The sequence below is a fragment of the Clostridium sp. YIM B02555 genome (assembly GCF_022320955.1).
Taxonomy (GTDB): Bacteria; Bacillota; Clostridia; order Clostridiales; family Clostridiaceae; genus Clostridium; species Clostridium saccharoperbutylacetonicum.
This window is the reverse complement of sequence record NZ_JAKJJY010000024.1, coordinates 16,460-37,250: the sequence shown is the minus strand read 5'-3', so window position 1 is coordinate 37,250 and position 20,791 is coordinate 16,460. Positions and strand designations below refer to the sequence as shown.

Below are 20,791 nucleotides of genomic sequence, written 5' to 3'. Positions count from 1 at the left end.
TTTAAAAAAATATCAATTATTCACTTATCTTATTAGAGAGTCTATCAAGCAAAGAAATAAACATATTCATTTCAGCTTCACTTAACTCATCCCTAAATGATTTTTCAAAATCTAAAATAGAATCATATACACTTTTTTGAATTCTTGCTCCTTTTTCTGTAATTATTAACTTTTTAAGTCGTGCATCTTCAGATACACTTACTCTTTCAATGAATCCATTTTTCTCCATAAGCTGTAATACGCTTGTTACTGATGAACGTCTAATATCAAGCTCTTCTTCTATATCCTTTTGAAATATATCTCTGTTCTTAGAATTATGGTTTATAAAGCCAAGAATTCTCCCCTGAACCCCTGTAATTCCATATTTAGAAGCTTCTTTATCAATTGCTCTATGTATTCTTTTAGCTAATATATTTATTTTCTTTCCAAGGTGTACTTCTTTTTCCATACTCATTCTCCTATTAGTTTGTTAGGTTTCTAACTATTTTTATTCTATATTCAATATTAATTTTTGTCAACCTCCCTAAAATACGTGTATTTCACAGTAAACGATTCAAAAAAATTAATACATAAATTCTTAATGTAATAAAAAACGTGCTGAAATCTATATGAAAACATTTCAGCACGTCTTTTATTATTAAAATATTTTTTTATTTTTAACATTAATATTTATTTTTCTTTATCTATTATATATGCTCCATTTTTATCTACCTTGTAGCCATCTGGAGTTGTACAGTCTACATATAACTGACCTTCTTCATTAAATGCATAATCAGAACCATTTATATGCATCCATCTAGGCTTATCTTTTACTCCATTTACTCTCATGCAATCAGAATCTAAATAATATTTATGTCCATTGGAATCAGTATACCATGTATTTTCTAGTGCATAACCAGAAGCATTAAAAATATACCATTGACCATTTATAGCTTTCCAGCCATTATCTGATGTATAATAATATCCATTATCTACATCTGTGCAGTACCACCAGCCTACATTATTTTGATTCCAACCTAATTTAGTCTTATTTAGGCATTTTACTATTCCACTACATAAACCTTGAGCTAATTTATTTTCATAGCTATCATCATTTAATAATCTATCTTCTTGTGGATTAGACATAAATCCCATTTCCACCAATACTACAGGAACCTTAGACCAGTTAAACCCTGTCATATCACTTCTTTGAACCACACCTTTATTATTCATACCTGCACTTGCAACTAAACTATCTAATATAGTTTGTCCATATTCAGTACTTACTCCACTAATACTTGATGCATATCCAACTGGTGCTGGCACAAGCATTGAGGCTCCAGTTATATTTTGATTGTCAATTCCATCGCAATGTAATCTAATAACTAAATCCGCATTATTATTATTTCCAACCTCTGCTCTTTCAATATTCCCTGGAGCTTCTGAATCCTGAGTCTTTGTCATTATTACAGTAAAGTTATTCTGCTCCAATAGAGCTTTTAACTTATTTGCAACTTTCAAGGTAACTGCATACTCTGGAACACCAGTTGCAACTCCTTGAGTTCCTCCACCATCTTTGATTTTGGTTATATTAGAATCTGGTGATTGAAGTTCATATCCGCTGTTTCCTCCAGCTCCATGTCCTGGATCTATAACTACTACCTTTTTTCCTGCTGCAAATGCTATCTGATTATTTGGAATTAGTGTTATAGATGTCAAAAAAACAGCTACAAACAAAAAAACTGCTATTAATCTTTTCATAAGTTCCCCTCCCCTAAGAAATTGAAGACCATGCTATTAGATTATTTACTTTAAATACATAATCATTTTCAAAATACTCGCATAAGTAAAATTTATCTAACCAAGGTCTCCCCCATCTTTCATTATATATTTTACCATTGCAATAGTCTATCTATTTCATTCTCCTGTTCACTATCTATTGTAATGCTTTGTTTGTTATCTAAAGCTATTTCATCCTTTGCATTATCATCTTCTGTTGTATTTCTTACTGGTGAAGTAAGCATTGTGGCTCTCATTTTTTCAGCTATTAATATTGTTAAATATGCAGAAAAATCTAAGCCGAGCGACTTTGCTTCTTTTGATGCAAATTCTTTAATATGAGGTGCTAATGTAATCGTAGTTTTTATTTTTTTACACATTTTTGCTCTTACCTATTATGTCATAAGTTTTAACATTAATCATTTGAGCATCATCCAACACCTTATATTCATTTAAGTAATTTTTAAGTAATAAAGCCCCTCCACCAATAAAAACAAACCTAGAATATTTTGACTGCTCCGGAAATGCCTGCTTTACAGCATTTACTATTTCTCCTGCTCTTAGATTTAATATATTATCTATGTCTTTTTCTACATTCACATCTCTACCTTCTACAAATATACTTTTATCTGCAATTATTTGCTCTGCCTTCATGCGATTAGAATAGTTTACTCCATACTTTGACAACTCCTGAAGTAGAACATCATAAGTTGAGTTTACCCCTAACGGATATGTTCTTCCTTCTTTAAACTGTCCATTGCTCATATACGCAATATCTAAGGTGCCACCACCTATATCTACTACTAGAGTATCCCTTTCCACCAAAGATTTATCATATAGAAATAACCCTGCTGATTGAGGAAATACAACGACTTTAGTAATTGTAAAACTCCTGCTTTCTCCATTAAGCTTCATAAACACTCTTCTATTTTCAAGAGCTTTTATTAAGGAACCTTTTTGTTCTGCAAAAAATTGTGCTGGAAGTCCAGTTACAACCCTGACATTATTATCTATAGTAGAAGTCATAGTAGCTGCTATAGCTGTATATAAGCAAATATGAAAAATAATGTCTTTATCTCTAGTTTGCTCAGTACTAGTAAACCCGTCATCATTACCAATTAGATATGTTTTGTTATTATACTCTACTGTATATTTTGCTGTTTCCAATTCATGTATCTTTTCTTTCACTGTAGACGAAAAAGAGCCTTCCATACTATGTCCAATAAAGTTAGTCGTATTATAACCTATATCTGCACTAATTCTCATTTTTTAATCCTCCTCTTTTTAATCAATTAGACTACTTTTTTATGGCGCTTATACCACTTTTTCCTTAAATATATTTATTTATAAAATAAGTGCACACTTTATATTCTTTTGTACGTCTTTCATACAGCCTTTGTACAAGCATCTCCTTACTTAGATAAACATTATGTCACGCATATTTGCATATATTGTATTGCTTGTCTATATTTTATATACAAACTCACCTATTCCTTTCACTCATTTGGATTAGAACCCAAAGGGATCTTACCATTTAATTTAGATAATTCAACTTCACTTATTGATTTCATCATATTAAATAGAATAAATTCAGTAATTGTCATACCTTGCTGCCGGGCCATTCGTTTTATAGCCTGCTTCTGTTCTGTTGTAACTCTAAGCATTATGGTTGCATCTTTCATAGCACTCTCCTCCTAATTTATATAATGTAATAACAATATATACATTAAATACAACTTATACATTATCACAATATTTTTACATATTTTGTAAAATCATTGTTTAAATATTATTAAATTTATCGACTTCTTTCGTAATACTAAATTTAATATAAATAGTTTTAATTAATTTTCAATTTACAGCCTAGCCTCAAAAGTTAAACCAAACAAAAGTGACTACGCCGCGCTCACTCTTAATCACATTTTTACAAACCAAGTTCCTCTTAACCCTTGGTATAACTGCTTTTCAAAATTCAAAAGTTTTATCCTTTCCAGACAATAAAAAAAGAGATACCTAGCTAAAAGTATCTCTTCGATCCAAAACTATTCATTTCCTTACTAAACTATCAAAATAATAATTATATTTATTTACTAATGCACATTTTAATTTTTAATTTTTCTTCCTTCTTTTAACAATCGTTTTATTACCTTTTTAGAGCCTCTATTAATATCATGTTCTAATTTCCTTTCCCTATATTCAACAAACAATTGGTTTAAATCATAACCTTCTGGATAAAGTTCTTCAGCTTTCATCTCAAGCTTTATCCTTTTATAGTTGACTTTGATAAATTCTTTATTTTTATCAATCATTACTATAAGATTATTGTCTTTATCCATTTCTTCATATACAATACCAATTAAATTTTTATCTAATAAACGTATCTTATCCCCACGTTCATATTGATAGAATGAGTCTGTATTTATTTCCTTCTTAGTTTTATTTACTTTACTCTCCTTCAACGTATCATAGTTATAATTTTTATTTTCAATATATCCTTTAGTTTTTTCTATTATTTTTTCACTAATTCCCATTTTCCTTGCAATATATAAAGCATTACTATCTCCAGATTGACCTATGTGAAGCTTATATAAAGGTTCTAATGTGTCTAATTTAAATTCCATTGCAGCATTTTGGAAATGCGGATGCTTTTGCGAAAAGTTTTTTATCTCTCCATAATGTGTTGAAGCAATAGTTATACATCCCATCTGGTAAAACTCCTCTAAAATTGCTATAGCAAGTGCTGCCCCCTCATTTGGCTCTGTTCCACTTCCTATCTCATCTAATAATAATAACGTACTCTTATTACTCTCCCTTAATATTTCACTTAAGTTTTTTACATGAGAGGAAAATGTACTCAAGGCATTCTCCAAGCTTTGTTCATCCCCTATATCTATTAATATTTTCTTAAAAATAGATATTTCACTTTCCATATTACATCTGATATGAAGCCCACTCTGTACAGCCAAAATTAAAAGACCAATTGTTTTTAAAACAACAGTTTTGCCACCTGCATTAGGACCTGTAATAATTAAACTCCTATATTCATCTCCAATTTTAAAATTAAGTGGTACTGGATTACTTATTAATGGATAAACGCCATCTTTTATATTAATATACCCAATTTCATTTAACTTTGGTTTTATTCCACCTATTTCTCTACTGTATTTTGCTTTTGCCATTATCATATCAAATTCTGAGATTACCTCAATATTGATTTTTAATTCTCGAATATTTCCATAAATCATATCTGTTATTGTTGCTAATATTTTATATTCTTCAACACTTTCCTCTGCCTTTAAAATATTTAATTCTGAAGAATATTTTTCTATGACATATGGTTCAACAAATACTGTATTTCCTTTAGCAGATGCTTCAATAATGGTCCCCTGTACAATATTTTTATATCCAGCTTTTATTGGTACAGTGAATCTACCATTTCTTTGACTTATAAAATATTCTTGAATAAACTCTTTGTTACTAGGGTTTTTAATAAATTTATTAAGTTTTTCTTTTATTTTGCCTTCACAAATATCAATGTGGTTTCTTATTTTCTTTAATTCCTTACTTGCTCCTGCATCAACTCTGCTTCCATTTATTGATTTATTAATTTCCTCCTCTATAAATTCTAACTCAGTAATGTTCTCTCCATAAGCTGCTAAGGTTTTAGCATATCCCTCTTTATTTTTTATAAATAATTTTACTTTTCGGCTTCCCCTTAAAAAATCTCCAATCGCTAATAATTCTGTCGGCTCCAGCACTGCGCCTTTATCTATCTTATCTAATAATGGATTAATATTTGCTACACCTTCAAGCGGTATATGATAAGATGCATCTAAAAGCCTTCTTCCTTCTGAAGTCTCTTCAAGTCTTCTATCTACTTGCTTTAAATCTGTACTAGGTGTTAATTTATCTATAAGTTCTTTACCTAAACCGCTTATACAATAAGCTTTAACAATTTCTTTTAATTTATCATAATGTAATTTTTCTAAAGTTTTATTATTCATTTTTCTTCTCCTACAATCAATTTTATGAATGTTAAGAAGATAAGCTATACTTCATAGTACCTATATTAAATTTACACAAAAAAAGCCATAAGCAAACATAATTCACCTATAGCCATAAATTTCTTAATCTCTATATATGTTCTAAAAAATTTTCTTCATTAAGATTTAATTATTATATTAGAGTGGTTGGGTAAGGCAACCAACTAAATTATGAACTTCTTAATTAGAACTTATATAATAAGAATTTTTGTGAATAGTGTTTATTAAGTATAAGCCTTAGTCAATAATTATTTGTACGACTAATAAACATTCAAAAAGCATATTTTTGAACATAAATATCTTCATAACATTTCTCATTATTTTTAAGACTCTTATTTAATTACTTAATTAAAAACTACCTCACTCACAAAAATTTCTCCTTTCACTATTAAATTAATTACATATTAGCACTAAACGAATAATTCTTCAATCATTTAATACTAATTCTGATTTAAATATTATTACAGCCTCTCCTGAAATCTTAACCTCAGCAGGCTCATTATTTTCTATTTTCACCTCAACTTCAATAATTCCTTGTCTTTTAATAGCTTCCCCCTGCTTAGCCTTAAATTTTAATATAGAGCCATCGTGTTCAACGAGATTATAATGAACAAGATATGCTCCCAAAGGTCCATTAGCGTTACCTGTAACAGGATCTTCATCAATCCCTATTGCAGGCGCAAACATTCTACCATTTACTAAAATATCACTATCCTCTGTCACTGTAAAAACGTAATATCCATTACATTTAAGAGTTTCACTAAGCTTAGAAAGTACATCATAATTAGGCTGCAAAGCATTTAAAGTTTCAATGCTTTTTATTCCAACCATAACCTTAGAGTGACCTGTTGATACAATTTGAATTTTATAATTTTCCAATAAATCACTAGGTTTAATATTCAGCGCTGCTAAAAGTTCTTCTTTATTTCTACCTTCAATTACATTACCAAACTCAATCTCCCCTTGTGTCATAACAATTTTATAATCTTCATTTTCTCTTATTATATCTACAGGTAAAATTCCTGCTCCTGTCTTATGATATATCCGTGAAGTATCTAATCTTTTTTCAATTGCACGTGCATAATGAGCTGCAATAGTCGCATGTCCACATATAGGAACTTCCTTCATAGGCGTAAAATAACGTAAATGAACTTCATATTCATTACTATCTGAAGAAAATATAAAAGCTGTTTCAGAGTTATTAAGTTCTCTAGCAATTTTCTGCATTTCAAATTCACTTAAACCATCTGCATTTGTTATAACACCTGCTGGATTTCCAGTAAACTTTTCTTTTGTAAATGAATCAATTTGATATAAATTATATTTTCTTATCATGATTTCCCTCCCATTTTATAATAAAAGTCATTTTTTAATTCATAGAAATTAATATTCATATATAATATAATTAATTATAATTTTACATTAGCTCACAGACAAGTACGCACTTTCTCATTAGCTACTTACCATTTGGAAAGAAGGATAAAATATATATGAATAAAGAACAGTTCCCGAATCAAGAAAAAAGGCAGAAGGATTTCAATTGTTCAATAGGTTTTGCTATGACTGTAATTGGAAGCAAATGGAGAGCTATAATCTTATGGCATATTCTAAAAACTAGTTGTGTAAGATATAGTCAATTAAAAAAATCTATCCCTAATATAAGCCACAAAATCCTTGCTCAAGAATTAAAAAATCTTGAAGCTGATGGTCTTATTAATAGGATTGCTTATGCCACAATACCACCCAAAGTAGAATATACCCCTTCAGATAGAGGAAAATCTTTAGAAAATATCTTAAACGAATTATGTATTTGGGGTAAAAAATATATGTATTAATTTTAATTTGTCATTAATTTGACACATTAGAGAATTATAATAAAAAAATAGAATTGATAAAATCTTTTTTTCATAAATATTTAAATAATGAAGAGTAACATGCATATCCCCGTATGTATGTTACTCTTTATTTATAGTCACTTTTCTTAATATAATCTCAATAATTTCGTTCAAATCTTAATTAAGAAACCACCTCATCTTTAAACCTTAGATATAAATTATTTCTACTCCTGCAAAGCTAATATCACCGACTAATATTAAAGTATTTGTTTTAATTTGATCACTTTTATTCTTTTCACTGATTCCACCTAAAAATACGTGAGTTCTATCCTCAATCTTCCAAGTTCTTGGTACAAATAATTCTATTCCTGCAAAAGAAGCATCAATTCTTACTACCGCAGTTTCATTGCTCATAACAGCATTATCGAAATAAACCTTCATACCTCCAAAAGAACAATTTAAATCTGCTTGTTCAAACTTATCTGTATTTATATATTTTATGCTTTCTCCAAAAGAATTTCTAAAACTAACATGACTTTCATCTTCAACATCAATTTTCTCAAACTTGTAATCTTCACAAAAATGCTTGTGCTTAAGGAAAGTAACGTGTTTATTAAAAATCATTGAAAGACCAATGCTACCAAATAATGCTGCAAGTAATATAGTCCAAGGTGTAATAGCTGTAATTCCTAATTGTTTATCATATATTATCCCAATAAATGCAATTGGAAATAGGATACCTGAAAAATTAAGACGTGGTACACTTTTTACAATAATTGAAACTAAAAAAACTGTTAATATTAAACTAATTGCATTCACACCTTCAAAATATCCAAGTTTGCTAATAACTAAGAAAATGCCAGCTACTATAAATAAAACTCCCCAAAAAACTCTTTCTTTTTTCATCTTACTTCCTCTTTTCTAATAATTTAATTTTTAATGGCTTATAATAATATCTTGAAACATACACCTGTTTGTGAGTATTCTGAAATTCAACTTTACTTGCTGATGATAAACTGCGGGTTATGGAGTAAATATGATTCGTATTTAAAATTGTCGATTTTGAAACTCTCATAAAATATCCTGGTAATAATTCCTCAAGTTCATAAAGCTTATATTTTACGTTATAAATATTGTCTGTGGTATGTGCACAAATACCACTTTCTTCAGTTTCAAAAAATAAAACTTCTTCTAATGATAAATAATACTCAGTTTCACCTTTGTAAAAAGTTAAGCTCTTGTTACTTGATAACATGTCACCCAGAACGACTTGAATGTTTTTAACTTCTTCATTTAGTTCATTACATTTAATAATTACTTCATTTTCCTCAATTTTATTATCCACTTCTATTCGTATTTTCATATTTTCACTCCCCACAATCTCATTATATTCAATGAATTTTCCCTTGTAAATGCAATAACAGTAAGTGGTTAGTTATCGCTGGTAAGTGGTATATTTTTTATGGTGATATGACAATTTACTATATTGTGACAAATTTAAAGAGAAGTCACTTATGGACTTCTCTTAATTCACATTTTACTAAAGTTTAAATTCTTGTACCATATCATTAAGTTTTTGAGCAAGTTCTGCTTGACTTTGTGCTGTTAAAGATACTTGTTCAATAGCTTTTGTGGTTTCATACATACTGTCTTTTATCATTTCAGCTCCTTCACTTGATTTTTGTGACGTTTCAGCCATGGTTTGAACTGCTTGGCTGACTTGACCCACAGTAGCTGTAATTTCTTCAGACATAGCAGCAATTTCTTCAGACATATTGCTTACAAAATCTGAATCCTTATAATATGTATTACCAACTTCACTATAATTATTGAATTGTTCATTAACATTTTTATTTATAAAGTCTAACATGTCTCCACCTGTACTAATACTACTGTTAAATGCTAACTGAACTTTAGTAATAGTGTCTTGAATATTTATTACTGCTTCAGAGGATTGCTCTGCCAGTGTTCTAACTTCTTCTGCTACTACTGCAAACCCTTTGCCCATCTCTCCTGCTCTCGCAGCTTCAATTGCTGCATTCAAAGCAAGTAGATTTGTTTGTTCTGCAATACTTCCAATTGTTTCTGCCATAGTCTTTATACTATCTACTACTTTTCCATCTTCTATAGCCTTTTGCATCTTTTCTTGCTTTTCAATATATATTGCTCTAGTTTCTTTAATTGCTTTTTGACTATTATTTTTAACTTCCATAGATCTTTCCTTCGATTGATTTGCATTACTACTTCCTTCCATGGCTTTTGATGAAAGTATATTAACACTTGAATCTACTTCTTGAATAGAAGCACTTATTTCTTCACTTGTAGCACTAGATTCCTGCATTGCAGTTACAATATTATTTACTGCTTGGTCTATTGTAATTGCTTTAGAGGATATTTCTTCAACAGTTGCTGAAAGTTCTTCTGAGGCTGCACTTAAATCTTGTGAATTTTCCATAATTGCTCTTACTAAAGAACTTACATTTTCTTGTGCCTTATTTAATGCCATACCTGTTTGTCCAAATTCATCTTTTCTTGTTATTAAAATTGGACTTGAAAAATCATAAACTGCTAGTCTCTCTGCAAGTTCTTTTATTTTTCTTAATGGAACCATTATATTTTTACTTAATATGTACGACATAAATAAAATAATAAAAAATGATACTGCTGTATAGATTATTGTTAAGTTTCTAACACTATTAAACTGGGTTGTATTATTTTGATTAACTTGCTCTGCAACTTTTTTATTTGCATCAATACTTTTTTGTATATTCCCCAGTAAAGAATTTTTAATTGTAGTTAGATCACCATTACTAATTTTGATTGCTTCATCATAGTTATCAGCCTTAGCAAGCTCAATTGTTTTATTCCTAATCTCAACATATTTTGCTAAGTCACTTTTTAAATCAGCATATGTTTTTTTCTCTTCCGAATCCGTAATTAATTTTTCATACGCACTCATACTTTGATCATTTTTCTTGTCTATATCCGTTATGACCTTTACATAGTCATCCAATTTTGTTTTATCTCTTTCAAAAACCAACCTATTATAGGTAGCTCTCATATCATTAATATTACCTTTTATTTCTCCTAAATTTTCAATGGACATTAAATTATTTTTGTACATGCTTTCTGCATTACTATTTATTTTTCCAGAGCTTAATATTCCTTCGGCTCCTATTGCAATTATAAAAATGCAAATAACAAAAAATACTGAAATTAGTTTCTTTTTGACACCTAGATTAATAAATAAATTCATTCAATACTACTCCTTTTTATATTTTAAATTATTTTTTCTTTTAGTCATGTAATTTACTTCAACCCATAAAATAACTGTCCTTACACAACTGATAGTTTAAATTTTACTTGGTAAAATTACAAATCATATCTATAATAACTTTTACTACAATTTTATGTATTATATTATATTTTTTGATAATTTTCCCTTTAATAATTCTATCACAATTGTATAAATATGTATATGAATTTACATTTAGATTTATTTATAAATTTTAATTATGCTTTATTATATAATTGATAATTGAACAAATTTTTAAGAGAAGCCTTAAATGACTTCTCTTAACTCCAATTTTACTAAAATTTAGTTTTCTATTTGCTTTGTCGTTCATATTTAACTAACCATTCGTTGAATATATCCATCCCTTTGTGAATAAAAACTAAATTAATCAACATTAACATTAAAGCTAAAATAGAATACAAAATAATAGTATCAAACTGAAATAATAATATTATATGCATAATAATATAAATACATATAGGTAAGCAAATAATACTTGTAATAATAGCTGGAACATATTTTCTTACTATTAAGGTTTGCATACAATGTATTACCAAATGTAAAGTAAATGCAATAAATAATCCTACCCATAAGGTATACCAATTTGTAAGATAAGAAATAACTGTGATTATGCTAATCAAAATAAATTCTTCTGCTACGCCAAATGCAAAAGATGACGTTGTAATATTATCAAAATGAGGTAATAACCTTTTTGATAAGGTAGGAAATCTTTCAATTAAGTATCCCCTATTCTTACAGATCCACGATTGCATAAAAATTATTTCTTCAAAATCATGAAAAATAAAAAGCATAGGAAACAGCCATACTATTACTTTCATATTATCCATCTTTATCCTCCCATAAAAGCCATTATATATGTTATTTCCATGTATTATTATAGACGAAAATTACATCATAGTGTGCTTATATGCTAATTATAACATTCAGCTAAATATATTGTTACTATAACAAATTATTATTTCCCGTATAGTTAATATTACATTTTACTGCGATTGTATGGCATTCATATTATTATATACCTATAAATTATCTATTTTTGATTAAATTTATATATTAATATTCTAATGTATGCCTTATATATTCTATTTATATTACAATTACCTTACTATTTGAGAGTTATATAATAATGGATGTATTAATTGTATAGATAATATATACAATTAATACATCCTAGTATCACTAAATAAAACAATTTGAAATTAGCTTTCTTATATTTCTAATTAATGTTTATTTTTCATCGTCGCTCTTAATTCTTTCTTACTATTTTAAAATATACTTAATTTGATTTCCAATTCCTACTTTTTCTATTATCTCATTTTTTCATAAGACTGTTAAATAATTATATTTATCTTAAAGGGACATTTCTAAAATTTTATATACATCCTCGGCATTTAATGAAACATATGCATATTCTAAAGCACCATGTTCTACTGCAGCTTTTGCCATCTTTTCAAAGTTTGCTTTATCTATTCCAAGTTCAGTTAAAGTCATTGGAATACCACAAGCTTTAAAGAATTTTTCTGTTGCATCTATTGCTTCATTTGCAAGAGCAAATTTATCTTCTTTTTGTTCTAAATGCCATACGTTAACAGCATAGTCAACAAACTTATCAACTGTTACATCACTTAAGATATATCTCATCCAACTTGGAGTTAAAATTGCAAGACCTACTCCATGAGTTATATCATAAAATGCACTTAATTCATGTTCTATTGGATGACAAGTCCAAGCTCCAGCTTTCCCACTTCCTAAAAGTCCGTTAAGAGCCATTGAACTAGCCCACATTATATTTGCTCTAGCTTCATAATTCTTTGGTTCCTTTAAAGCAACAGGGCAATATTTTATACAAGTTTGCAACAAACCTTCCGCAAATTTATCTTGTACAAAAGCATCTGTAGTTTTATTAAAATATTGTTCAAATATGTGTGACATAATATCAGCACAACCTGCAGCTGTTTGAATTGCTGGCAATGTATACAAATATTCTGGATCTAAAATAGAAGTTTGAGGAATCATCTTAGGTGATCCTGTTCCAAGCTTTTCATTTGTATCCATCTTTGAAATAACAGCATTTCTATTCATTTCAGAACCAGTAGCTGCCATTGTTAAAACTGTCACTATTGGTAAGACCTCACCTATTTTAGCTGGATTTTTTACAAGGTCCCATGCATCTCCAGCATAATAATAACCTGCCCCTATAACCTTTGAGCAGTCTATTGTACTCCCTCCACCAACAGCTAAAATAACATCTACTTTATTTTCTCTGCAAAGTTCAACTCCACGTCTTACAGTTTCAATTCTTGGATTTGGTTCAATACCACTTAATTCAACAATATTAAAATCTTTCAATAGCTTTTGGATAGTATCATAGAGTCCATTCTTTTTTATACTTCCACCACCATATGCAAGTAATATATTTTTACCATATCTTTTTAAAACCTCTGGAAGCTTCTCTATTTGTCCCTTTCCAAAAAGCATCTCTGTATATGCATTAAATCTAAAATTCTCCATTTCTTTTCCTCCTCTTACACACGCAATTTATTGCGTTTATCTTTACAATTAAAAGTATACTCCTTAGAGTTAACTCAAGGTCAATAAAAATTTTTAATTTCTGCGCTAAAATGAAAAAGTAACTTCATGATTGCAATAGTAAATTCATCTTACAAGAAGTTAGTCTTGCACATAAATCTAGTCGAACTATTTTTATCATGCATTTGAGATGGTTGATCCAGGTAGTGGCTTAACTATTTCCTAATTATCTAAATAGAACTATTGAAAAGAACCTTATATGCAGTTCTGCTCTTCGTCTTACCATTGACATTCCATTGCCGTTGTGTTATTTATATCATAGTCTTATAGCAAAATACTAAGTTCAAGAATTTAGTATTACAATAATAAGGTAGGCGGAATTTAGTCTTGCACAGAAAGTTCGGCTACCTATTTCTGATGCCCAAATATGCTGATAATGATAAAATAACTGCATTATTTGGCATTTAGCTAACTTATTTTATCATCTAAAATTGAATTTAGTGTTGCATTTTCAATGCCTTATCTAAATCACGAATTTAACTTTTCACTTAACGTTTTTAATTTCTGCCCTAAAATGAAAAGTTAATTTCTTGTTTGCAATATTAAATTCGTGATTAATGACTTTAGTCTTGCACTATTTTTTTCATAAAATTCATATTGTTTTCTATAGCTCAATGATACAATAAAAATAATAAGCTTTGGCTACTTACAACTTAATATGTCTAACAAATTTTATAAAATCTTTTAAGGAGTAAATATAAATATATGAATGGAATCATTGAAAATTTAAACATAGATGAATATAATTGCTCATTATATCTTCCACCAGACTACAATAAAAATAATGCTAATTATCCTGTAGTCTATGTAAATGGTGGAAGTGATATAGAAGAAATAATAAGCTCCATCGAACCCCATTTTAATATAGACTGCAATTCCTTTATTCTTTTAAACATAGAATCAAAAGATTGGAACAAGGATTTTTCTCCATGGCCTGCACCAGCCTTAGGAAAAAACATGGACGCTTTTAGTGGCAATGCCTCTGAATATCTTAATGTTCTTTTCAATATTATTAAACCTTTCATGGATAAGAACTATAAGACAAAAGCTGATTCTGAAAATACTATACTTATTGGCTATTCTCTAGCTGGCCTTGCTACTTTATACAGCCTTTATAAATTTGAAACCTTTGGTAAAATAGGCTGTCTTTCTGGTTCATTATGGTATGATAACTGGATTGAATTTATAACTTCAAATTCACCTCCAAATTCTAAGGCTAAAGTATATCTTTCTCTTGGCAATAGTGAAGAGCGAAGTCGAAATAAACGTATGTCCATAGTTGGAGATAATACTAGAAAAACTTATGATATATTATCAGAACAACTTACGTCCAAAGAAAATGTATTATTAGAATGGAATAATGGAGGCCATTTTACAGAAATCACTCAACGATTCATTAAAGGCTTGTTATGGTTAATGCACCTTTAACGATTGTTCAATAAACTTAAATATTTCCTTTTGAGAACTATACTTTTTATATAATTTTTTCATACATGGAGTCTTTTGGAGAAGACATAAAGAAAAGCGTACTAATTTTAAGGAATTTAAAGCTTTTTACTTATACTAATCAGTACAATGACTTGCTTTATTAATTACAGTATTTTACATTTTTGTGTTAAATATATAAATAGTGCTATATTATACTTGTCAGTATAATATTAATTAATGGGGGTTTTATGATGAGAAAACATATAAAAAATTTTTTAACTTTAATGTTATCAATTACGCTACTAGCATTTGCTCCTTCAACCAAATCTTTTGCTGTAACTGATAACTCTGAAAATTCTAGTACAAGTTCATCTTCTTACAAATTAGATAATAATTATCCTATAGTAATGGTTCACGGGTTATTTGGATGGGGAAATGATGAACTTTTTGGAATAAATTATTGGGGAGGACATAACAGTTTAAAAGATCTGTTAACTGAAAAGGGATATACTGTATTTACTCCAACTATCGGTTCCATATCTAGTAACTGGGATAGAGCTTGTGAATTATATGCATATCTAAAAGGTGGTACAGTAGACTATGGCGAAGAACATTCAAACAAAGCTGGCCATTCGCGCTATGGAAGAACTTATCCTGGAGTTTATCCTGAACTAGGAACTGAAGGTAAAAATGGATTAAAAAAAATACATTTAATTGGTCACAGTATGGGTGGAGAAACAATAAGAGTATTAGCTCAATTATTAGAAAATGGTGATCCTGATGAAATAAAGCACAACACTACTGATATAAGTCCATTACTTGCAGGAAATCATCATTGGATTGAAAGCATTACCACAATAGCAACTCCTCATGATGGAAGTCAAGAGGATGAAAAAAAAGACACTTTAGAACCACATTATCATAAATTTTTCGCTGCTATAGCAGCAGCTACTGGAGTGACTCATTCTGATAATCCTTGCTTCGATTTTAGAATGGATCAATGGGGACTAAAAAAGCAATCCTATGAATCTTTTGATAGTTATGTCCATCGAGTGTTTAACAGTAATCTTTGGAAGCAAACTAAAGATTTAAGCATATGGGATTTATCACAAGAAGGTGCTAAAGAATTAAACAGCTGGGTTAAAGCACAAAGTGATATTTACTATTTCTCTATCTCTTGTTTAGACACACATGAAGATTCATTAACCAAACATCAAATTCCTAATATTAACATGGATCCTCTACTTTTAAAAAGTTCCATATTTATGGGACAATATACAACTACCACTGGAGCACAAGTTAAAGTGGACAGTAGTTGGTGGCCAAATGATGGCATAGTCAGTGTTATATCTGCTATAGCTCCTCACCAAGGATCTAAAGATAAAATTGTAAACTATGACCCAGACTCTACTCCTGAAAAAGGGGTGTGGAATTATATGGGAGTAATAGATGACGTAGATCATATTGAAGTAGTATCTCAAGATAACCCAATTTATAGGAAAGTTCTTCAAGACAAGTTTATAGATTTAGCTAAAATGCTAAACCAACTTCCATCTTAATTAATTCAAAATAATATATTTTGATTAATAATTATATATAATAATTTTCTATTACAATTAAAAAGACTGCAACCTAGTCACTTGAAAAGTTGCGGTCCTATGCTTAGTACTCTCAGCGAGTAAAATATCACTTGTCTCATAATGTGATATAATATAAATAAGAAAAAGTTAGTGCTGGTAACACTAACTTTCCCTAGAACGTTTTTTAGGTTTAGGGCTATTAGATTTATATAATACTTACAGAATTATGAACGCTTAATCTTGGTCTGATGGGGCGTTCTTTTCTGTTGTCTTAAAATTTATTTTAAAACCTTTTTTGTTAACTCCGAGATTAAACTCGCAGCTCTTTGAATTACTTCTTAGTGCTCTATTAAAAAATAGTTTCCATATTGCAATCATCTTGCAAAAATGTTAAAATAGTTTCCATAAAGAAACTACTTTTATAAATATCAAGGAGATACTTACTTTATGAACAAACAATTATATACTTCTAAATTAGAAGAGGGATTATCGAGGCTTCAATGTGAACTTGTTGCCGAAAGGAATACGATAAATACAGAGAATATTTCTTGGTTTCAATATGATTTATTAGAATCCTTATATCACACAAATGGAAGTCGCCCTGCAGAATTAAGTATTAACTTAGGTGTTTCACGTTCTAAAATATCTAAGGGATTAAAAGCTCTTAAAGATATGGGATATGTAAAACAAGAAAAAAGCGATTACGATGCAAGGACACTATGGACAATATTAACAGATAAAGGTTTCAAGTTTTTAAAAGAAATAAAAAAAGGTCATGAACATTTAGCTGAAATTGCATCCTCTGCCTTAACTCCAAGTGAACAAAAACTTTTTGCTGAGCTATGCCTAAAAGTGAGCAGTGTTTTTGAAGAAAGAAGGCGCTAATATGTCAAAAGAAATGATTGAAATCTTCCATGCAAATGAAAATAATCTTAAGGATATATCTATAAATATACCTAAGAAGAAAATCACAATAATTACAGGTTTATCTGGTTCAGGGAAGTCTTCTCTAATCTTCGATACCTTAGCTGCTGAATCTCAAAGGATGTTAAATGATACATATTCCACTTATGTTCAACAATTATTACCTCACTATGGCAGACCTAATGTTGAAAAAATCAACAATCTTCCTGTTTCTATAATTATAGACCAGAAGAAAATAGGTGGAAATGCACGTTCAACAGTTGGTACCGTCACTGATATATATACCTTATTGCGTCTTCTATTCTCTAGAATAGGGAAACCTTTTGTTGGCTACTCAATGAATTTTTCTTTTAATAATACAAATGGTATGTGTACTCATTGCCAAGGATTAGGAGTAATTAAAGATATTGATATTCATAAATTAATAGACTTTAATAAAAGCTTAAATGATGGTGCTATTAAGTTTCCAACATTTCAACCCGGAGGATGGAGATTAAGCCGTTATACAGAGTCTGGTTATTTTGATATTGAAAAACCAATTAAAGATTACTCAGATTTAGAACTTAATACTCTACTTTATGAAGAAGAAAAAGCTCCTGATAATCCCACAAGTAATTGGCATAAGACAGCAAAATATATTGGCCTTATTCCAAGAATCAGAAGCTCATTTTTAGAAAAAGATCAAAAGCAATATAAAAAAGAACTTGAGCAGCTTGTTGATGAACAAATCTGTCCTCATTGTAATGGAAAACGTCTTAATGATACTACTTTATCCTGCAAAATCAATGAAAAGTCAATTGGTGATTGTACTGATATGTCAATAAGTGAATTGAAGTCTTTTCTTCAATTAGTCCATGATCAAAAAGTTCAAACAGTTATTGATGATATTCTCAAGCGTTTACGCACATTAGAAGAAGTGGGATTAAATTATCTTACATTGAATCGTACAACTAATACTTTATCTGGTGGTGAATCTCAACGAATTAAAATGTCAAAACATTTAAACAGCAGTCTGAGTGATGTCCTCTATATATTCGATGAACCTAGCATTGGATTACATCCTCATGATATAACTGGTATAAATAAGATATTCAAAGGGCTTAAAGAAAAAGGAAATACAGTTATAATTGTGGAACATGATCCTGATGTAATAAATATAGCAGATCACATTATTGACATGGGGCCTGAATCAGGAATTAAAGGTGGAGAAATTACTTTTGAAGGTACATATAAGCAGCTCTTAAATAGTGATACTACCACTGGAAATGCTTTATCTAATAAACATGATATAATTACAAAGAATAAGGAGTTTCACGAATTCTACGAGCTTAATAATTCAAATATGTTTAATTTGAAAAATATCTCTATAAAAATACCTAGAAATGCCTTAACAGTTGTAACTGGAGTAGCAGGTTCAGGTAAAAGTACATTAATCACACGTCTTTTCCGTAACAAGTATCCAAGCAGTATACTTTTGAACCAAAAAAAAATCCATACCACTTCTAGGTCAATACTCTCAACTTACATAGGCTTCTTTGATAAAATTAGAACCATCTTTGGTAAAGCAAATAGTAAGTCCCCTTCATTATTTAGCTTTATTGGAGACGGTGCATGTCCTTTGTGTAAAGGGAAAGGTATACTAAAAACAGATTTAGCTTTTATGGATGATGTTGAAGAAACTTGCGAACTATGTAATGGAACCAAATACAAACAGGAAATATTAAATTATAAGTACAATTCATACACAATAAGTGATATCCTTGACCTCTCTGTTGATGAAGCTATGGAAGTCTTTATTGACAAAGAGCTAAAGAAAATATTGTATACTATTTCTGAAGTAAATCTAGGGTATATTAAACTTGGTCAATCTCTTGACACCATGTCAGGTGGAGAACTTCAAAGATTAAAAATTGCTATAACGCTTTTAAGTAATACTGGTGAAATTTACATATTAGATGAACCAAGCACAGGATTACATGAGTCAGATATAAAAAAATTGATAAAGTTATTTAGTAAATTAATTAATAAAGGAAAAACAGTTATAATATTAGAACATAATTTAAGTATAATGTGCCAAGCTGATTGGATTATTGATTTAGGTCCACTAGGAGGCTTTAATGGAGGAGAACTAGTATATATGGGATATCCTAGTGGCATTACAAAATGTTCTTCATCTTTTACAGGAAAAAGATTATTAGAATATATATCTTAAAATATATATTAATAGAATTGCTTTCTCTTTCCATCTTTGTGATTCCATGAATTCTACTGTCCTCATATATGAAGATAGTCTGCCAATTTTAGCATAATAACATGGTCATCAAATTTTAATTGATATTATATAATAGTTAAACCTTTATTATTATATATTTTGCAAATATCACATTCTTTGATTTAATTAAAATTTATTAGTGGCAATTTCCAAATTCCCGTGAACCAATTCTAAATTTTGTTGGAGTCGTACCTATTTTTGCAGTAAATTGTTTTATAAAATATGTATCATATTCAAAGCCAGTAGCACGTGCAATTTCATTTAAGCTCATATCTGTATGGGTTAGAAGACTCTCTGCAACTTTTAATCGATATGATAATAAATATCCCATCGCTGTAGATCCGCATGAATCCTGAAACATTTTATTTAATGACACTCGATTCAAATGAACATATCTTGTTAAATCTTCTAAAGTTATTTTATCAGAATAATTTATATGTATATATTCTAGCGCTAAGTTAACAGGTAATTTTCCGCTATGGTGGTTCAACTCTTCAAGTAAACCAAAGATTTGTATTAAATACTTTTTTACTCTACACACCCAAAGGGAATCGCTCTGTGCATATACTTCAGTTCCCATAATAAAAAACCACTCATATAATTTTGGATAGACTTTCTCAATTGCAACATATACACCAGTATTAATATTATCCTTTTTGAAAAGCGAAAGACCTCTCTTTATTTTTAGATTAGTTGAAAGATAGTCATTAGATTCTGAGAAATGAGCTGTATTAAAAAAATCAGGATGAAAACAAAATGATTGAGAAGCTACATTACACTTTTTAAGGACTTGTATTTCATCATTCGTAGATAAACAAAGAATACTTGGAGCTGCAATTTTTATGGAGCGGTCATTCAGTTGTAAATTCATGCTTCCACTCGTAATAAAAGTTATAGTTAAACGCTCCTTATAAGGTAGATTTACAAAATCTTCATTTGCAATAAATTCGATATATACATTTCTATTCTTGTGACGGTCTACTTGCGGCATAAATATTCCTCCATAAACAAATAGTATAGTTAAAAGCTTCATTTATCACATTGTA

Annotated in this window: 18 protein-coding genes; 5 read left to right on the top strand and 13 right to left on the bottom strand. The window is 29.4% G+C overall.

Going from position 1 to position 20,791, the window contains the following annotated elements; genetic code table 11:
- Positions 1-16 precede the first annotated feature (16 nt).
- The 7 genes from L3B98_RS23955 to L3B98_RS23925 all read right to left on the bottom strand — a co-directional run bounded on the left by L3B98_RS23955 (position 17) and on the right by L3B98_RS23925 (position 7,136).
- On the bottom strand, positions 17-448 hold the full coding sequence (locus L3B98_RS23955) for a MarR family transcriptional regulator (protein WP_238918517.1): 432 nt from the start codon (positions 446-448) through the stop codon (positions 17-19).
- A 221-nt stretch (positions 449-669) separates the two neighbouring features.
- The gene (locus L3B98_RS23950) at positions 670-1,740 is read right to left on the bottom strand and encodes an N-acetylmuramoyl-L-alanine amidase (protein WP_238918516.1); all 1,071 of its coding nucleotides are present in this window, start codon (positions 1,738-1,740) and stop codon (positions 670-672) included.
- 131 nt (positions 1,741-1,871) lie between these two features.
- Positions 1,872-2,138: a hypothetical protein gene (locus tag L3B98_RS23945; protein WP_015395700.1), complete on the bottom strand. Its 267-nt coding sequence runs from the start codon at positions 2,136-2,138 to the stop codon at positions 1,872-1,874.
- Positions 2,131-3,024: a ParM/StbA family protein gene (locus tag L3B98_RS23940; RefSeq protein WP_015395701.1), complete on the bottom strand. Its 894-nt coding sequence runs from the start codon at positions 3,022-3,024 to the stop codon at positions 2,131-2,133. Before L3B98_RS23940 ends, L3B98_RS23945 begins: the two co-directional genes overlap by 8 nt.
- A 230-nt stretch (positions 3,025-3,254) precedes the next feature.
- Positions 3,255-3,440 carry a DUF1778 domain-containing protein gene (locus L3B98_RS23935; protein ID WP_015395702.1) on the bottom strand — a complete coding sequence of 62 codons (186 nt, stop codon included), beginning with the start codon at positions 3,438-3,440 and terminating at the stop codon, positions 3,255-3,257.
- Between the two features lie 420 nt (positions 3,441-3,860).
- Positions 3,861-5,762: an endonuclease MutS2 gene (locus L3B98_RS23930; RefSeq protein ID WP_238918515.1), complete on the bottom strand. Its 1,902-nt coding sequence runs from the start codon at positions 5,760-5,762 to the stop codon at positions 3,861-3,863.
- A gap of 465 nt (positions 5,763-6,227) precedes the next feature.
- Entirely contained in the window at positions 6,228-7,136 is a 909-nt protein-coding gene (locus L3B98_RS23925; RefSeq protein ID WP_238918514.1) for a PhzF family isomerase, read from the bottom strand.
- Between the two features lie 155 nt (positions 7,137-7,291).
- On the opposite strand from L3B98_RS23925, the gene L3B98_RS23920 reads away from it, so the two are divergent.
- Positions 7,292-7,636, top strand: a complete 345-nt coding sequence (locus L3B98_RS23920; protein ID WP_238918513.1) for a helix-turn-helix domain-containing protein — start codon at positions 7,292-7,294, stop codon at positions 7,634-7,636.
- Between the two features lie 207 nt (positions 7,637-7,843).
- Here L3B98_RS23920 and L3B98_RS23915 read toward each other — a convergent pair whose 3' ends face one another.
- The 5 genes from L3B98_RS23915 to L3B98_RS23895 form a co-directional block, all read right to left on the bottom strand.
- On the bottom strand, positions 7,844-8,542 hold the full coding sequence (locus tag L3B98_RS23915) for a hypothetical protein (RefSeq protein ID WP_077366595.1): 699 nt from the start codon (positions 8,540-8,542) through the stop codon (positions 7,844-7,846).
- Between the two features lies 1 nt (position 8,543).
- Positions 8,544-8,999: a LytTR family DNA-binding domain-containing protein gene (locus tag L3B98_RS23910; protein ID WP_015395708.1), complete on the bottom strand. Its 456-nt coding sequence runs from the start codon at positions 8,997-8,999 to the stop codon at positions 8,544-8,546.
- 177 nt (positions 9,000-9,176) lie between these two features.
- On the bottom strand, positions 9,177-10,892 hold the full coding sequence (locus L3B98_RS23905; RefSeq protein ID WP_238918512.1) for a methyl-accepting chemotaxis protein: 1,716 nt from the start codon (positions 10,890-10,892) through the stop codon (positions 9,177-9,179).
- A gap of 350 nt (positions 10,893-11,242) precedes the next feature.
- Positions 11,243-11,779, bottom strand: a complete 537-nt coding sequence (locus L3B98_RS23900) for an HXXEE domain-containing protein (RefSeq protein WP_238918511.1) — start codon at positions 11,777-11,779, stop codon at positions 11,243-11,245.
- Positions 11,780-12,302: 523 nt separating this feature from the next.
- Positions 12,303-13,463, bottom strand: a complete 1,161-nt coding sequence (locus L3B98_RS23895) for an iron-containing alcohol dehydrogenase (RefSeq protein ID WP_077366599.1) — start codon at positions 13,461-13,463, stop codon at positions 12,303-12,305.
- A gap of 783 nt (positions 13,464-14,246) precedes the next feature.
- Here L3B98_RS23895 and L3B98_RS23890 point away from each other — a divergent pair.
- From L3B98_RS23890 to L3B98_RS23875, 4 genes are all read left to right on the top strand, one after another.
- Positions 14,247-14,969 (top strand): alpha/beta hydrolase-fold protein, encoded by a 723-nt coding sequence (locus L3B98_RS23890; protein ID WP_238918510.1) that lies wholly within the window; start codon positions 14,247-14,249, stop codon positions 14,967-14,969.
- Positions 14,970-15,220: 251 nt separating this feature from the next.
- On the top strand, positions 15,221-16,528 hold the full coding sequence (locus L3B98_RS23885) for a lipase (RefSeq protein WP_238918509.1): 1,308 nt from the start codon (positions 15,221-15,223) through the stop codon (positions 16,526-16,528).
- 468 nt (positions 16,529-16,996) lie between these two features.
- Positions 16,997-17,434 carry a MarR family transcriptional regulator gene (locus tag L3B98_RS23880; RefSeq protein ID WP_015395714.1) on the top strand — a complete coding sequence of 146 codons (438 nt, stop codon included), beginning with the start codon at positions 16,997-16,999 and terminating at the stop codon, positions 17,432-17,434.
- Between the two features lies 1 nt (position 17,435).
- Positions 17,436-19,685 carry an excinuclease ABC subunit UvrA gene (locus L3B98_RS23875; protein ID WP_238918508.1) on the top strand — a complete coding sequence of 750 codons (2,250 nt, stop codon included), beginning with the start codon at positions 17,436-17,438 and terminating at the stop codon, positions 19,683-19,685.
- 196 nt (positions 19,686-19,881) lie between these two features.
- Here the strand turns inward: L3B98_RS23875 and L3B98_RS23870 are convergent, their stop codons facing one another.
- On the bottom strand, positions 19,882-20,736 hold the full coding sequence (locus tag L3B98_RS23870) for an AraC family transcriptional regulator (RefSeq protein WP_238918507.1): 855 nt from the start codon (positions 20,734-20,736) through the stop codon (positions 19,882-19,884).
- Between the last annotated feature and the right edge of the window lie 55 nt (positions 20,737-20,791).

Coding starts and splice junctions, on each gene's coding strand:
- L3B98_RS23880 (WP_015395714.1), top strand. CDS start 16,997: ATGAACAAACAATTATATACTTCTAAATTAGAAGAGGGATTATCGAGG.
- L3B98_RS23905 (WP_238918512.1), bottom strand. CDS start 10,892: ATGAATTTATTTATTAATCTAGGTGTCAAAAAGAAACTAATTTCAGTA.
- L3B98_RS23940 (WP_015395701.1), bottom strand. CDS start 3,024: ATGAGAATTAGTGCAGATATAGGTTATAATACGACTAACTTTATTGGA.
- L3B98_RS23900 (WP_238918511.1), bottom strand. CDS start 11,779: ATGGATAATATGAAAGTAATAGTATGGCTGTTTCCTATGCTTTTTATT.
- L3B98_RS23950 (WP_238918516.1), bottom strand. CDS start 1,740: ATGAAAAGATTAATAGCAGTTTTTTTGTTTGTAGCTGTTTTTTTGACA.
- L3B98_RS23915 (WP_077366595.1), bottom strand. CDS start 8,542: ATGAAAAAAGAAAGAGTTTTTTGGGGAGTTTTATTTATAGTAGCTGGC.
- L3B98_RS23920 (WP_238918513.1), top strand. CDS start 7,292: ATGAATAAAGAACAGTTCCCGAATCAAGAAAAAAGGCAGAAGGATTTC.
- L3B98_RS23875 (WP_238918508.1), top strand. CDS start 17,436: ATGTCAAAAGAAATGATTGAAATCTTCCATGCAAATGAAAATAATCTT.
- L3B98_RS23935 (WP_015395702.1), bottom strand. CDS start 3,440: ATGAAAGATGCAACCATAATGCTTAGAGTTACAACAGAACAGAAGCAG.
- L3B98_RS23945 (WP_015395700.1), bottom strand. CDS start 2,138: ATGTGTAAAAAAATAAAAACTACGATTACATTAGCACCTCATATTAAA.
- L3B98_RS23870 (WP_238918507.1), bottom strand. CDS start 20,736: ATGCCGCAAGTAGACCGTCACAAGAATAGAAATGTATATATCGAATTT.
- L3B98_RS23885 (WP_238918509.1), top strand. CDS start 15,221: ATGAGAAAACATATAAAAAATTTTTTAACTTTAATGTTATCAATTACG.
- L3B98_RS23890 (WP_238918510.1), top strand. CDS start 14,247: ATGAATGGAATCATTGAAAATTTAAACATAGATGAATATAATTGCTCA.
- L3B98_RS23930 (WP_238918515.1), bottom strand. CDS start 5,762: ATGAATAATAAAACTTTAGAAAAATTACATTATGATAAATTAAAAGAA.
- L3B98_RS23910 (WP_015395708.1), bottom strand. CDS start 8,999: ATGAAAATACGAATAGAAGTGGATAATAAAATTGAGGAAAATGAAGTA.
- L3B98_RS23925 (WP_238918514.1), bottom strand. CDS start 7,136: ATGATAAGAAAATATAATTTATATCAAATTGATTCATTTACAAAAGAA.
- L3B98_RS23895 (WP_077366599.1), bottom strand. CDS start 13,463: ATGGAGAATTTTAGATTTAATGCATATACAGAGATGCTTTTTGGAAAG.
- L3B98_RS23955 (WP_238918517.1), bottom strand. CDS start 448: ATGGAAAAAGAAGTACACCTTGGAAAGAAAATAAATATATTAGCTAAA.